The sequence below is a fragment of the Streptomyces shinuiensis genome (genome assembly GCF_043660855.1).
Classification (GTDB): domain Bacteria; phylum Actinomycetota; class Actinomycetes; order Streptomycetales; family Streptomycetaceae; genus Streptomyces.
In genome coordinates this window covers 4130864-4144801 of sequence record NZ_JBIHML010000001.1, presented here as the reverse complement: position 1 = coordinate 4144801, position 13938 = coordinate 4130864, and the positions used below count along the sequence as shown (strand labels likewise).

The following is a 13938-nucleotide window of genomic DNA, read 5'->3' as shown; positions in this document are numbered from 1 at the left end:
AGTCGCCCTGTGCCAGTGTACGGCCGGTGACCACGGCCAGGGCAAGGGCGGGCGCCGACCGGGAGGGCGATCCGCACCACATCCCGGCGGGCACCGCCCGCGTGATGGCGCTAGCGTCGCGGTATGGAGACGGATTGGGAAGAGCTGTCGCCTGGAGTCGTACGCCGCCGCATGCCCGGCTGGGACGAGACGGTCGGGGCCGTCGCGGGGGAGTCGGGGGTGCTGGTGGTCGACACGGGCGCGACGCTGGGTGACGGCGCGCGCGTCCGGCGGTACCTGCACGAGCGCTTCGGGCTGCCGGTGACCCATGTGGCGCTGACCCATCCGCACTTCGACCACGTCCTGGGCGCCTCGGCCTTCGCCGGGGTGGAGGTCTACGGGGCGGTGGGGATCGAGGACCTGCTGGCGCACTCGAAGGACGGGCTGCGCGAGGACGCCGTACGGCACGGTGTGGACCCGGAGGAGGCGGCCGAGGCGGTCGACGTGCTCGTCCACCCGCACCACCGGGTGGCCGGCGAGCTGACCGTCCCGCTGGGCGGCCGGGAGGCGCTCCTGGCGAACGTCGGCCCGGCGCACACCGCCCACGACCTGGCCGTCGTGGTCCCCGGCGTCCTCGGCGGACCGGACGTGGTCTTCTGCGGCGATCTGGTGGAGGAGTCCGGCGCGCCGCAGGCGGGCCCGGACTCCCACCCCGTCCACTGGCCGGCCGCGCTGGACCGGCTGCTCTACCTGGGCGGCGAGGAGGCGCGGTACGTGCCGGGACACGGGGCGGTGGTGGACGCCGCCTTCGTCCGCGCCCAGCGCGACGCGCTGGCGGAGCGCTTCGGCACCGTGTGACGGGTACCGCGGAGGGGTTCCGCCTCGGGTTTCACGGTGGGGATCGCTTGACGTGCTCCCTGGCCCAAAGTCCAGGGATTCCGGCCCGGGTCGTCCGACCCTTCCGGAGGCTTCCTGCTTCACCGCGCTGTGCGGGCACGTGTGCCCGTCTTACCGGCGCTCCACAGGCGTTTGGTGTCTCCGCCCGTCCGGCGGTGACGATTCGGCGTCCTTCGAAGAGGACATCGCGGGCTGCGTTGTGGTCCCGGTCGTGCACTGTGCCGCACCGGCTGCACGTCCACCGCCGGACGTGGAGGGGCTTGGGGCCGTCCCCGAATCCGCAGGCCGAGCAGACCCGCGAGAAGGGAAAGGCCCGGTCCGCCTTGGCGAAGGTGCGGCCGTGCAGAGCCGCCTTGTACTCCAGCATGCCGACGAACGCGGACCATCCCGCGTCGTGCACGGACTTGGCAAGACGGGTGCGTCCCGGGCCGGACACCGCGAGGTCTTCCACGTACGCCGCCTGGTCGTCGCGAATGATCTGTGTGGATGCCTTGTGGTGCCAGTCCCGGCGCCGGTCCGCCACCTTGGCGTGCTGGCGTGCGACAACGCCGGGCTTTCCGCAAGAGCCCTGGTAAGTGCCGGGGGTCGGCCGGTGGCCGGTGCACACCGGTCCACCCTGGCGGCGAACCGGCTTTCCCTGCCCTGCCCCGCGGGGGCTTCGTTTCTCCCCCGCAAGCGGGGGCACCCCCACCCCGGCCTGAAGGCCGGGGTGTCCACGAGGAGAGACACAATGACCGCATGCGCAGCAGACGGTACGACCCCGACATGACCCCGCCGTGGAAGCGGACCCCGGGGAATCACAGGCCCGCGCCCGAGGTGCCCGCCGAGCCGGATCTGGTGGTGGAGGAGGTCACGACCGGCTTCTGCGGGGCCGTGGTGCGCTGCGAGAAGACGGCGCAGGGGTTCACCGTCACGCTGGAGGACCGCTTCGGCAAGCACCGGGTCTTCCCGATGGAGCCGCGCGGCTTCCTGCTGGAGGGTAAGACCGTCACCCTAGTCCGGCCGCGGGCGGTCGCCCCGCCCGCCCCGGAGGCGCCCCGGCGCACGGCATCGGGTTCGGTGGCGGTGCCGGGCGCCCGAGCACGGGTGGCGCGGGCGGGGCGCATCTACGTCGAGGGGCGCCACGACGCGGAGCTGGTGGAGAAGGTCTGGGGCGACGACCTGCGGATCGAGGGCGTGGTCGTGGAGTACCTGGAGGGCGTGGACGACCTCCCGGCGGTCGTGGAGGCCTTCGGTCCCACCCCCGGGGCCCGGCTGGGAGTGCTGGTGGACCACCTGGTGCCCGGCTCCAAGGAGTCCCGGATCGCCGATCGGGTCACCGGCGAGAACGTGCTGGTCGTCGGCCACCCGTACATCGACGTCTGGGAGGCGGTGAAGCCGTCCGCGCTGGGCATCGACGCCTGGCCCCGGGTGCCGCGCGGCCAGGACTGGAAGACGGGGGTGTGCCGGGCGCTGGGCTGGCCGGAGAACACCGGCGCGGCGTGGAAGCGGATCCTGGGGAGCGTACGCGACTACAGGGACCTGGAGCCGGGACTGCTCGGCCCGGTCGAGCGGCTGATCGACCACGTCACGGTGGGCGGGCCGGCGGGCGGGCCCGCCGGCCCGTGAGCCGGCCCCGGGCCCCCGTGCTTGACTCGGTCCGGGGCGGGTGCGGGGCGGGTGCGGGAGAATGGATCCCATGCCTTCCGCACTGCCCGACGGCGAGCCCGTCCCCGCCGACGGTTCCCTGCCCGCGCACGCCCTGGCGGACGCGGCGCGGCGCCCCCTCGGCTTCTACCTGCACGTGCCGTACTGCGCGACGCGCTGCGGCTACTGCGACTTCAACACCTACACCGCGAGCGAGCTGCGCGGCTCCGAAGGCGCGCTCGCCTCGCGGGAGAACTACGCGCGGACGCTGGCCGAGGAGGTGCGGCTGGCCCGCAAGACACTCGGCGACGACCCCCGGCCGGTGGAGACGGTCTTCGTCGGCGGCGGCACCCCCACTCTGCTGCCCGCCGCCGACCTGGGGCGGATGCTGGCCGTGATCCGCGAGGAGTTCGGGCTGGCGGAAGGCGCCGAGATCACCACGGAGGCCAATCCGGAGTCCGTCGGCCCGGCGTACCTGGCCGAACTGCGCGAGACGGGCTTCAACCGGATCTCCTTCGGCATGCAGAGCGCCCGGCGCCACGTGCTGGCCGTGCTGGACCGCACCCACACCCCGGGCCGCCCCGAGGCGTGTGTGGCCGAGGCCCGCGCGGCGGGCTTCGAGCACGTCAACCTGGACCTGATCTACGGCACCCCGGGCGAGAGCGACGACGACTGGCGGGCCTCGCTGGAGGCCGCTCTCGGAGCCGGGCCCGACCACGTCTCGGCGTACGCGCTGATCGTGGAGGACGGCACGCGGCTGGCCTCCCGCATCCGGCGCGGCGAGGTGCCGATGACGGACGACGACGTGCACGCCGACCGCTACCTGATCGCCGAGGAGACGCTGTCGGCGGCCGGTCTCGACTGGTACGAGGTGTCGAACTGGGCGGTGACGCGGGCCGCCCGCTGCCGCCACAACGAGCTGTACTGGACGGGCGCCGACTGGTGGGGCGCCGGTCCGGGGGCGCACAGCCACGTCGGCGGGGTGCGCTGGTGGAACGCCAAGCACCCCGGCACGTACGCCCAGGCGCTCGCCGAGGGCCGTTCACCGGGCGTGGGCCGCGAGGTGCTGGACGACGGGGCCCGGCGCGTGGAGCGGATCCTGCTGGAACTGCGGCTGGTGGACGGCGTACCGCTGGACGTCCTGGCCCCGGCCGGGGCGCGCGCCGCCGAGCGGGCGCTGGCGGGCGGGCTGCTGCGCCCGGAGGCGTACGAGCGCGGACGCGCGGCGCTGACCCTGCGCGGCCGGCTGCTGGCCGACGCGGTGGTCCGCGAGTTGGTGGACTGAGCGGCCCGGGAGCCGGCCGATCCGCCTCAGCCCGTCTCCCGCCCACCACCCTGCCTCTCCCGCCCACCACCCTGCCTCTCCCGCCCACCACCCTGCCTCTCCCGGGCCGGCCGCCCGGCGGGCGGCACGAATGTCGCGCACGAGCGCGAGGAGGGCCGCGAGGAGGAGGACGGCCGCCGCCACCCACAGAGGCGACGCCCCGGCCCGGTGGTCGTCGACGGCCATGGCGAGGATCAGCAGGGCGCCCAGGACGCCGAGGGCCGAGATCGGCGTGCTGATGAGACGAGCCACCGGCACATCATCGCGGACGGCCGCCCCCGTCGTGCGCCGGTGCGCGACGGGGGCGGTCCGGGGGGGGCGGGGGCGGGCCGCGGGGGCGGCGCGCCCCCGGTCTCACGACTCGCGGGAGCCCGCGTACATCTCCTCGATCAGGTGGCCGAACTTCTTCTCCACCGCGGGCCTCTTCAGCTTCAGGCTCGGGGTGAGCTCACCGTGCTCGATGTCCAGGTCGCGCGGCAGGACCCGGAACTTCTTGATCGTCTGCCAGCGCTGGAGCCCTTCGTTGAGGCGCTGGACGTAACCGTCGACGAGCTTGTGCACCTGCTCGGAGCCGACGACCTCCGCGTAGCTCTTCCCGCCCATCCCGTGCTCCTCGGCCCAGCCCATGATGGTGGGCTCGTCGAGCGCGATGAGCGCGGTGCAGTAGTTGCGGTCGGCGCCGTGCACCAGGATGTTGGAGACGTAGGGGCAGATCGCCTTGAACTGCCCCTCGACCTCGGCCGGGGCGATGTACTTGCCGCCGGAGGTCTTGATCAGGTCCTTCTTGCGGTCGGTGATCCGCAGGTAGCCGTCCTCCGACAGCTCGCCGATGTCGCCGGTGTGGAACCAGCCGTCCTCCTCCAGGACCTCGGCGGTCTTCTCCGGCAGCCTGTGGTAGCCCTGCATGATGCCGGGGCCGCGCAGCAGGATCTCGCCGTCCTCGGCGATGCGCACCTCGGTACCGGGCAGCGGCTTGCCGACCGTGCCGGTGCGGTACGCCTCGCCGGGGTTGACGAAGCTGGCGGCACTGGACTCGGTGAGGCCGTAGCCCTCCAGGATGTGGACGCCGGCACCGGCGAAGAAGTAGCCGATCTCCGGGGCCAGGGCGGCGGAGCCGGAGACGCAGGCGCGCAGCCTTCCGCCGAAGGCCTCGCGGAGCTTGGCGTAGACGAGCTTGTCGGCGACCCCGTGCCTCACCTTCAGGCCGGCGGGCGCGGAGGCCGTGCCGGTGCGGCGGAAGTTGTCCTGGGTGACCTTGGCGTACTCGCGCGCGACCCCGGCGGCCCACTTGAAGATCTTGTACTTGACGCCGCCGCCCGCCCGCGCCTTGGCGGCGACCCCGTTGTAGACCTTCTCGAAGATCCGGGGGACGGCTGCCATGTAGGTGGGCCGCACGACCGGGAGGTTCTCGATGATCTTGTCGACCCGGCCGTCCACGGCGGTGACGTGGCCGACCTCGATCTGGGCCGCGGTGAGCACCTTGCCGAACACGTGCGCCAGCGGAAGCCACAGGTACTGCACGTCCTCGGCGCGGACCAGCTCGGTCGCGGCGATGGCCTTGGCCATGTAGGACCAGGCGTCGTGCGGCAGCCGTACGCCCTTGGGCCGGCCGGTGGTGCCGGAGGTGTAGATCAGGGTGGCGAGCTGCTCGGAGCGCAGGGCGCCGACGGTCTCCTTGACCGCCTCGGGGTGCTCCTCGAGGTACGCCTCACCGCGCTTGCACAGCTCGTCCAGCGACAGCGCCCAGCCCTCCGGGTCGCCCTCGGCGGCCACGGCGCCCTCCGCCTCGATGACAACGACATGGGCGAGGTCCGGCAGCTCCGCGCGGCGCTCGCGGGCCTTGGCGAGCTGCCCGGCGTCCTCGGCGATCAGCACACGGCTCTCGGAGTCGGCGAGGATGTAGGCGGTCTCCTCGGCGTTGGTGCTGGGATAGACGGTCGTGGTGGCCGCTCCGGCGCACAGCACTCCCAGGTCGCACAGGATCCAGTCGACCCGGGTGTTGGAGGCGATGGCGACCCGCTCCTCGGGCCTGACACCCAGGTCCATCAGGCCCGCGGCGATCGAGAAGACGCGCCGCGCGGCCTCGCCCCAGGTGTAGGAGCGCCACTCGTCCGGCCCCTCGCCCGAGGCGGGGGGCACGGGGTAGCGGTACGCCTCCCCGTCCGGGGTCGCCTCGATGCGCTCCAGGAAGAGGTTCGCCACCGAGGGCGGACGGTTCTGGATCAGGGACTGGTTGTCGCTCACAACATCCTCCGGGGCCCGCGACGGTGCAGGGGGTGACTCCAAGGCTCGGCCCACCGCGAGTGCTGGGGTGGGAAGGGGTGCAACGATCCCGTGCTGTGCGTGCTGCTCTGTGCGTATTGAGTGACTCGCGAGTAACAACCGAGCGGGCGATCAGCCTAAGGCGGAAGACCCCGCCGTGAAAGAGCTTGCACACCGCCTACGTGAAGCCGTGACCTGTGCGATACATACACCACATACCTCACCACCCGCCCGTGCACCCGCACACGGGTCCGTACGTGTGAGGGCGCCCGCGGGCCCACGTGGGCCCGCGGGCGCCCTCACGGACACTCCGTCCCGCGGCTCCGGCCGTACGGGCCGGCCCCGGGCGGGCCCTACTTCTTGCCCTTGGTGTCGCCGCCGCCGTCGGAGTCCGAGGAGAGCGCGGCGATGAAGGCCTCCTGCGGGACCTCCACCCGGCCCACCACCTTCATGCGCTTCTTGCCCTCCTTCTGCTTCTCCAGCAGCTTCCGCTTGCGGGAGATGTCACCGCCGTAGCACTTGGCGAGCACGTCCTTGCGGATGGCGCGGACGGTCTCGCGGGCGATGACGCGCGAGCCGATGGCCGCCTGGATGGGGACCTCGAACTGCTGCCGGGGGATGAGTTCGCGCAGCTTGGAGGCCATCCTGACCCCGTAGCTGTACGCCTTGTCCTTGTGGACGATCGCAGAGAAGGCGTCCACCTTGTCGCCGTGCAGCAGGATGTCGACCTTGACCAGGTCGGCGGTCTGCTCGCTGGTCGGCTCGTAGTCGAGCGAGGCGTAACCGCGGGTCTTGGACTTGAGCGCGTCGAAGAAGTCGAAGACGATCTCCGCCAGCGGAAGGGTGTAGCGCAGCTCGACGCGGTCCTCGGACAGGTAGTCCATGCCCAGCAGGTTGCCGCGCCGCGACTGGCACAGCTCCATCACGGCGCCGACGAAGTCGTTCGGCGTCAGCACCGTCGCGCGGACGACCGGCTCGTGCACCTGGGCGACCTTGCCCGTCGGGTACTCGCTGGGGTTGGTGACGATGTGCTCGGTGCCGTCCTCCATGTCCACGCGGTAGACCACGTTGGGCGCGGTGGCGATCAGGTCGAGCCCGAACTCGCGCTCCAGACGCTCGCGGATGACCTCCAGGTGCAGCAGGCCGAGGAAGCCCACGCGGAAGCCGAAGCCGAGGGCGGCGGACGTCTCCGGCTCGTAGACCAGCGCGGCGTCGTTGAGCTGGAGCTTGTCCAGGGCGTCGCGCAGCTCGGGATAGTCCGAGCCGTCCAGCGGGTACAGGCCGGAGAACACCATCGGCTTGGGGTCCTTGTAGCCGCCCAGCGGCTCGGTGGCTCCCTTGGAGAACTGGGTGATGGTGTCGCCGACCTTGGACTGGCGCACGTCCTTCACGCCGGTGATCAGGTAGCCCACCTCACCGACGGACAGGCCGTCGGCGGGGAGCATCTCCGGGCTGTTGGTGCCGATCTCCAGCAGCTCGTGGGCGGCGCCGGTGGACATCATCTGGATGCGCTCGCGCCGGGAGAGCTTGCCGTCGACGACCTTCACGTACGTCACGACGCCCCGGTAGGCGTCGTAGACCGAGTCGAAGATCATCGCGCGGGCGGGGGCGTCCGCGACGCCGACCGGGGCCGGGACCTGCCGCACGACCTCGTCCAGCAGCGCCTCGACGCCCTCGCCGGTCTTGGCGGAGACCTTCAGCACCTCCGACGGGTCGCAGCCGATGAGGTGCGCCAGCTCGGCGGCGAACTTCTCCGGCTGGGCGGCCGGGAGGTCGATCTTGTTGAGGACGGGGATGATCGTGAGGTCGTTCTCCATCGCCAGGTAGAGGTTGGCGAGCGTCTGGGCCTCGATGCCCTGGGCGGCGTCGACCAGGAGGATGCACCCCTCGCACGCGGCCAGCGAGCGGGACACCTCGTAGGTGAAGTCGACGTGTCCGGGGGTGTCGATCATGTTGAGGATGTGGGGGGTCCCCTTGTCCTCGCCCTCGGTGGGGGCCCACGGCAGGCGGACCGCCTGGGATTTGATCGTGATGCCGCGCTCGCGCTCGATGTCCATGCGGTCGAGGTACTGGGCGCGCATCTGGCGCTGCTCGACGACACCGGTGAGCTGGAGCATCCGGTCGGCGAGCGTCGACTTGCCGTGGTCGATGTGCGCGATGATGCAGAAGTTGCGGATCAGCGCCGGGTCGGTACGGCTCGGCTCCGGCACGTTCGATGGGGTCGCGGGCACGCAGGGTCCTGTCGGGTCATGGCTCGGATCGGTACGTCTCCCCCATCGTCCCACGAGTGGCGCTTACGGTCCGGTTTGGGAGCCGATCAGGCCTGCTGGTACCCTGACCGACTGTGTCTCAACGCCCTCGCGCGGGGCCCGGCGCGCGGACGGTGCGACGGGACCGCACGGGGGACGGAGCGCGGAATCACACCTCATCAAACCCGAGAAGGCTCTTTCGTGGCGAACATCAAGTCCCAGATCAAGCGGATCAAGACCAACGAGAAGGCCCGCCAGCGCAACAAGGCGGTCAAGTCCGAGCTGAAGACCGCGATCCGCCGCACCCGCGAGGCGATCGCCGCCGGTGACGCCGAGAAGGCCGCCGAGGCCGCGCGCCTGGCCGGCAGGAAGCTGGACAAGGCCGCGGGCAAGGGCGTGATCCACAAGAACCAGGCCGCCAACAAGAAGGCGGCGCTGGCCCAGAAGGTCTCCGCTCTCAAGGGCTGAAGCCCCCGGGCCGCCGGCTGACGGCCCACCCCGGTGCCGAAGCGGACTCCAGCGGACCCTCTCACCGCTCCGTGCCGGCCCACCGCGCCGCACGCGGCCTGCGTTCGCCACGCGGGTGCGGCGCACCGAGAAGTCACGGGCCGAGAGCCTGACGCGCACTGCCCGCCGTGCCCCCACGGCGGGCAGTGCGCGTTCCGCGCACGTCCCTTGCGCACCGCCCCGCCTCAGCGGGAGCCGGCCGCGCGGGCGATGGTGATGACGGCCTTCTCCAGGGCGTACTCCGGATCGTCCCCGCCGCCCTTGACCGCCGCGTCGGCCTCGGCCACCGCGCGCAGCGCCGCCGACACCCCTGCCGCCGACCAGCCGCGCATCTGCTGGCGGACCCGGTCGATCTTCCACGGCGGCATGCCCAGCTCACGGGCCAGGTCGCCGGGGCGCATCCCACGCGGGGCCGACATCAGCCTGCCGATGCCCCGCACCCCCTGGGCCAGGGCGCTGGTGACCAGTACCGGAGCCACCCCCGTGGACAGCGACCAGCGCAGCGCCTCCAGCGCCTCGGGCAGTCTGCCCTCCACCGCCCGGTCGGCGATGGTGAAGCTGGACGCCTCGGCGCGCCCGCTGTAGTAGCGGGCGACGACGGCCTCGTCGATGGTGCCCTCGACATCGGCGGTGAGCTGGGAGCAGGCACTGGCAAGTTCACGCAGGTCGCTGCCGAGGATCTCCACCAGGGCCTGGCAGGCCTCCGGCGTCGCGGAGCGCCCGGTGGCACGGAACTCGCCGCGCACGAACGCCTGCCGGTCGGCGGGCTTGGTCATCTTCGGACAGGCGACCTCGCGCGCGCCCGCCTTGCGGGCGGAGTCCAGCAGCCCCTTGCCCTTGGCGCCGCCCGCGTGCACCAGCACCAGGGTGATCTCCTCGGCCGGGGAGCCCAGATACGCCTTGACGTCCTTGACCGTGTCGGCGGCGAGGTCCTGTGCGTCCCGGACGACCACGACCTTGCGCTCGGCGAACAGGGACGGGCTGGTCAGCTCCGCCAGCGTGCCCGGACGCAGGTCGGCGGGGGCGAGTTCACGCACGTCGGTGTCGGCGTCGGCGGCCCTGGCCGCGTCGATCACCTGGCGCACCGCGCGGTCGAGCAGCAGATCCTCCTGGCCCACCGCGAGCGTGACGGGGGCTAGGGGGTCGTCGGTCGAGGACTTCCTGGTTTTACCGGCCATCGCGCACCAGCATCCCACGAGCCTACGACAGCCCGGCGCCGCCGGGAGCCGCTCGGGCCTGCCCGCAGACCGCTCCGGCGGCTGTCGCACAATGACGCGGTGGACGACGTACGACACATCCTGGTGCTCCCCGACCGCGGCGCCGCGGAGGAGGTGGCCGAGGAGATCACAGAACGGCTCGGCCTGGCGGAGGAGCCGCGGCCGGTCCGCGAGGCGCTGGCGGGCGAGGACGACGCGGAGGACGCCCAGTGGCTGGTCGTCCTCGACGACCCGGGCCGCACGTACGACCGGGCCGGACTGGAGGCCCTCGCCGCCGAGTACGACGGCTGGCTGGAAAGGGACTGAGGCGGCGGGCGGCATCCCCCGGCACGCCGGGCCGCACCGCCGGCCGGCGTCCCGCGCATGACGGCCACTCAACCCGATGCGACCACCGTGCCGTCCGCGGTGACGGCCAGGGAGCCGTGGGTGTCGGTGCGCAGAACGGCGGAGCCCAGGGCGTGCAGTCCGGAAAGGACTCCAGGGGACGGGTGGCCGTAGGGGTTGTCCTCCCCGCAGGAGACGAGGGCGACGCGGGGCCGCAGCCGCTCCAGCAGGGCCGGGTCCTGGTGGGCCGATCCGTGGTGGGCCACTTTGAGGACGTCCACCGCGGGCAGATCGGGATGTGCCGCCAGCAGGCCGCGCTGCGCCGGGGGTTCGAGGTCGCCGGGAAGGAGGACGGTCAGGCCGGCCGCACGGACGAGGAGGGTGACGCTGGCGTCGTTGGCCTCCTCGCCCGAGGCCGAGGGCGGCCCGGGCGGCGGCGGTCGGCGGGGCCAGAGCACCTCCCAGGACAGGTCGCCGATCCGGCGCCGCTCTCCCGGCCCGGCCCCGATCACCGGCACTCCCGCGCGGGCGGCCTCGCGCCGCACCGCCGCCGCCTGCCCGGCCGGTTCGTTCCGGGTGGTGGTCTGGATCGCCCCGACCGCACGGCCTCGCAGTACCCCGGCCAGTCCGGCGACGTGGTCGGCGTGGAAGTGGGTGAGCACCAGCAGGGGGACGGCCGTGACGCCCAGGGCACGCAGGCAGCGGTCCACCGTCTCCGGCTCGGGGCCGGTGTCGACGACCACGGCCGCGCCGTCCCCGGCCGCCAGCGCCAGCGCGTCACCCTGGCCCACGTCGCAGACCGCCAGCCGCCAGCCCGGCGGTGGCCAGCCGGTGAGCGGGCGGACCAGCGGGACGGGGCGCAGCACCGCCAGGGCCAGCAGCACGGCGCAGGCCGCACAGAGCCACCGGTGCCGCGCCAGCCGGCGGGCCGCCAGGGCCGCCGCCGCGGTGAGCGCGGCCAGCAGCAGTGCGCCGGTCCAGCTGCCGGGCCAGTCGATCTCGGCGCCGGGCAGGGAGGCCCCCGCCCGGGCGATGGCGGCGACGGCCCCGGTGGGCCAGCCCGCCAGCCGGGCCAGCGCCTCGGCCGGCGGCGGCGCGAGGGGTGCCACGGCCAGGGCGGCGAAGCCGAGCACGGTGGCGGGCGCGACCAGGAACTCGGCCAGTAGGTTGCACGGGATCGCCACCAGGCTGACGTGGGCCGCGAGGACCGCGACCACGGGCGCGCACACCGCCTGTGCCGCCGCGGCCGCCGCCAGCGCCTCGGCGAGCCTCCCCGGCATCCCCCGGCGGCGCAGGGCCTCGCTCCAGCGGGGCGCGACGGTGAGCAGCGAGCCGGTGGCCAGGACCGAGAGGATGAAGCCGAAGTCGCGGGCCAGCCACGGGTCGTGGAGCACGAGCAGCAGTACGGCGGCGGCCAGGGCCGGCAACAGGGACCGCCGCCGTCCGGTGCCGATCGCGGCGATGGTGATCAGCCCGCAGGCCGCCGCCCGCAGCACACTGGGCTCGGGGCGGCAGACCACCACGAAGGCGAGGGTGAGCAGCGCCCCGGCCACCGCGGTGGTGCGCAGCGACATCCCCAGTCGGGGCGCCATGCCCCGGCGTTCGGCGCGTACGGCCCTGCCCGGCGGCCCGATGAGCAGCACCAGCAGGATCGCGAGGTTCGCCCCGCTGACCGCCAGCAGATGGAGCATGTCGGCGGCCCGGAAGGCGGCGTCGAGGTCGGCCGGAATGCGCGAGGTGTCGCCGACGACCAGCCCGGGCAGCAGCGCCCGCGCGTCACCCGGCAGCCCGTCACTGGCCTCCCGCAACCCGGAGCGCAGCTCTCCCGCGATGCGCTGGAGAGCCGTCGGCCCGGCGGTCACCGCGGGCGGCCCGCCGGTGCTCACCTTCAGGACGGCGGCGATGTCGCGGCCCCCGGCCCCGTCGTCCCGCGGTGGCAGGAGCCGGGTCCGGAGCCGCAGCCGGGTGGTGGGCAGCAGATCGAGCCATCCCGCGGGCGGCCCGGCCGCCGAGTCCGTGCCCCGTACCAGGACGAGCACCGGCGCCCGGGTGGCGGTCACCGTGCCGTCGGCGGTGGTGACGCGCCGGGTCTCGGCGCGCAGCATCACCGTGCCCGCCAGTTGCTCCGAACCGCGTACGCGGGGCCGGACGACGCGCGGATCACCGGTGACGGCCACCTCGGCGGTGACGTGGGCGTACTGCCGGGCCGCCGCCGGCAGGGGACCGCGGTGCAGGTCAGCCGCGTGCGCCGCGGCCACCCCGCCGCCGGCGGCGGCGCACACCAGCGTCATGGCGACGGCCGTACGCCCGCCTCCCCGGATCCCGCCGCGGCTCCGTGCCGGAGCCAGGCACACCACCGCGCCGATGAGGCACAGTGCCACGCCGGCGACGGCCGCACCGCCCGGGGCGTCCAGGGCCAGGGCCGCCGCACCCCAGGCGGCCAGCGCGGGCGGCACCAGCCTCAGGTCGGCCGGGCCCTCCTGGCGCGGCTCCGCCGCCCCCAGTCGGCGACCGGCGGCGGAGTGGACCGCCGACCGGGCCTCCGCGCGAGCCGCCGTACGGGCCGCCGCGCCGGTCTGCGTGCCGGTCGGCGCACCGGTCGGCGTGCTCGCGGTCATGGTCCGACCAGCGGCTTCAGCTCGGCGAAGCGGCGTTCCCCGATTCCGCTGACCTCGCGGAGCTCCTCGACGGAGGAGAAGCCGCCGCGCTCGGTGCGGTGGTCGATGATGCGCCGGGCCATCACGGGACCGATACCGGGGAGCGTGTCGAGCTGGTCGGCCGTGGCGGAGTTGAGGCTGACCGGTCCGCCCGCCGCCGGTCCGCTCCCGGCCGCGGCGGCGGGCGGACCGGGGACGGGCGCCACGGGAGGCTCCCCGACGACGATCTGCTCGCCGTCGGCCAGCGGCCGGGCGCGGTTGAGACCGTGGAGATCGGTGCCCGGCCGGACGCCGCCCGCGGCCCGCAGGGCGTCGGCCACCCGGGCGCCGGCCGGCAGCCGGTGGACCCCGGGCCTGCGGACCTCGCCCGCCACGTCCACCAGCAACGGCCCTCCTCCAAAAACCGCGCCCGGGGCCGCGCTCCGGGCCGCCGCCGGTGCCGGGGCGGAGGAGGGCGCCGCGGGAGGCGCCGGGGACGGCACGGGGCTCGAGCGGGAGGCCGACTCCACAGGCGGCGCCTGCACCGTCAGCGGGCGCCCGCTCCAGAAGTGGTGTACGGCGAAGCCGAGGGCCGCGGCCAGGGCCAGAGTGAGTGCGGCCAGCGCACGCGGTTCCACTCCGCACCGCGTGCGCACCCACAGCGGCAGCCTGTCCCGTACGGCCTCCGCCAGCCGTGCGCGCCGGGTCGCGTCCGCGGGGACCGCGTCCGGCTCGGCCGCGGGAGCGGGAGCCGACGCGGGCACGGGCGCGCCGCCGGGAACGAGGCCGGAAGCGGGAGCGGGACCGGGACCGGTCGGGCGCGGCGCCGGCACCCGCCCAGCCGCCCGCCCCTGCGGGCGCTCCGCCGCCGGGCGGCCGGCCCGTGCCCGCCGGACCGCGTCACGCGCGGCCGTGAT

At 74.1% G+C, this 13938-nt stretch carries 11 protein-coding genes; 5 read left to right on the top strand and 6 right to left on the bottom strand.

Features of this window, described 5'->3' with window-relative positions:
- Positions 1-123 precede the first annotated feature (123 nt).
- Positions 124-837, top strand: coding sequence for an MBL fold metallo-hydrolase (locus ACGRHY_RS18745; protein WP_394636469.1), 714 nt, complete (start codon positions 124-126; stop codon positions 835-837).
- Between the two features lie 31 nt (positions 838-868).
- Here ACGRHY_RS18745 and ACGRHY_RS18740 read toward each other — a convergent pair whose 3' ends face one another.
- Complete coding sequence (locus ACGRHY_RS18740) at positions 869-1483, bottom strand: RNA-guided endonuclease InsQ/TnpB family protein (protein WP_394636468.1); 615 nt, start codon at positions 1481-1483, stop codon at positions 869-871.
- A gap of 131 nt (positions 1484-1614) precedes the next feature.
- On the opposite strand from ACGRHY_RS18740, the gene ACGRHY_RS18735 reads away from it, so the two are divergent.
- Entirely contained in the window at positions 1615-2484 is an 870-nt protein-coding gene (locus tag ACGRHY_RS18735; protein WP_394636467.1) for a DUF3097 domain-containing protein, read from the top strand.
- A 70-nt stretch (positions 2485-2554) separates the two neighbouring features.
- Positions 2555-3787 (top strand): radical SAM family heme chaperone HemW, encoded by a 1233-nt coding sequence (gene hemW, locus ACGRHY_RS18730; RefSeq protein WP_394636466.1) that lies wholly within the window; start codon positions 2555-2557, stop codon positions 3785-3787.
- Between the two features lie 393 nt (positions 3788-4180).
- Here hemW and ACGRHY_RS18725 read toward each other — a convergent pair whose 3' ends face one another.
- A complete protein-coding gene (locus tag ACGRHY_RS18725) occupies positions 4181-6070 on the bottom strand; it encodes an AMP-dependent synthetase/ligase (RefSeq protein WP_394636465.1) in 1890 nt (629 codons plus the stop codon).
- Positions 6071-6441: 371 nt separating this feature from the next.
- A complete protein-coding gene (gene lepA / locus ACGRHY_RS18720) occupies positions 6442-8319 on the bottom strand; it encodes a translation elongation factor 4 (protein ID WP_394636464.1) in 1878 nt (625 codons plus the stop codon).
- Between the two features lie 219 nt (positions 8320-8538).
- Between lepA and rpsT the strand changes: the two genes are divergently transcribed.
- Positions 8539-8805: a 30S ribosomal protein S20 gene (gene rpsT, locus ACGRHY_RS18715; protein WP_394636463.1), complete on the top strand. Its 267-nt coding sequence runs from the start codon at positions 8539-8541 to the stop codon at positions 8803-8805.
- 224 nt (positions 8806-9029) lie between these two features.
- Here the strand turns inward: rpsT and holA are convergent, their stop codons facing one another.
- Entirely contained in the window at positions 9030-10022 is a 993-nt protein-coding gene (gene holA, locus ACGRHY_RS18710; protein ID WP_394636462.1) for a DNA polymerase III subunit delta, read from the bottom strand.
- 99 nt (positions 10023-10121) lie between these two features.
- Between holA and ACGRHY_RS18705 the strand changes: the two genes are divergently transcribed.
- On the top strand, positions 10122-10367 hold the full coding sequence (locus ACGRHY_RS18705; protein WP_394636461.1) for a hypothetical protein: 246 nt from the start codon (positions 10122-10124) through the stop codon (positions 10365-10367).
- A 68-nt stretch (positions 10368-10435) separates the two neighbouring features.
- Here the strand turns inward: ACGRHY_RS18705 and ACGRHY_RS18700 are convergent, their stop codons facing one another.
- Together ACGRHY_RS18700 and ACGRHY_RS18695 are read right to left on the bottom strand one after the other, a co-directional pair.
- A complete protein-coding gene (locus ACGRHY_RS18700) occupies positions 10436-13003 on the bottom strand; it encodes a ComEC/Rec2 family competence protein (protein WP_394636460.1) in 2568 nt (855 codons plus the stop codon).
- A complete protein-coding gene (locus ACGRHY_RS18695; RefSeq protein ID WP_394636459.1) occupies positions 13000-13785 on the bottom strand; it encodes a ComEA family DNA-binding protein in 786 nt (261 codons plus the stop codon). Before ACGRHY_RS18695 ends, ACGRHY_RS18700 begins: the two co-directional genes overlap by 4 nt.
- Between the last annotated feature and the right edge of the window lie 153 nt (positions 13786-13938).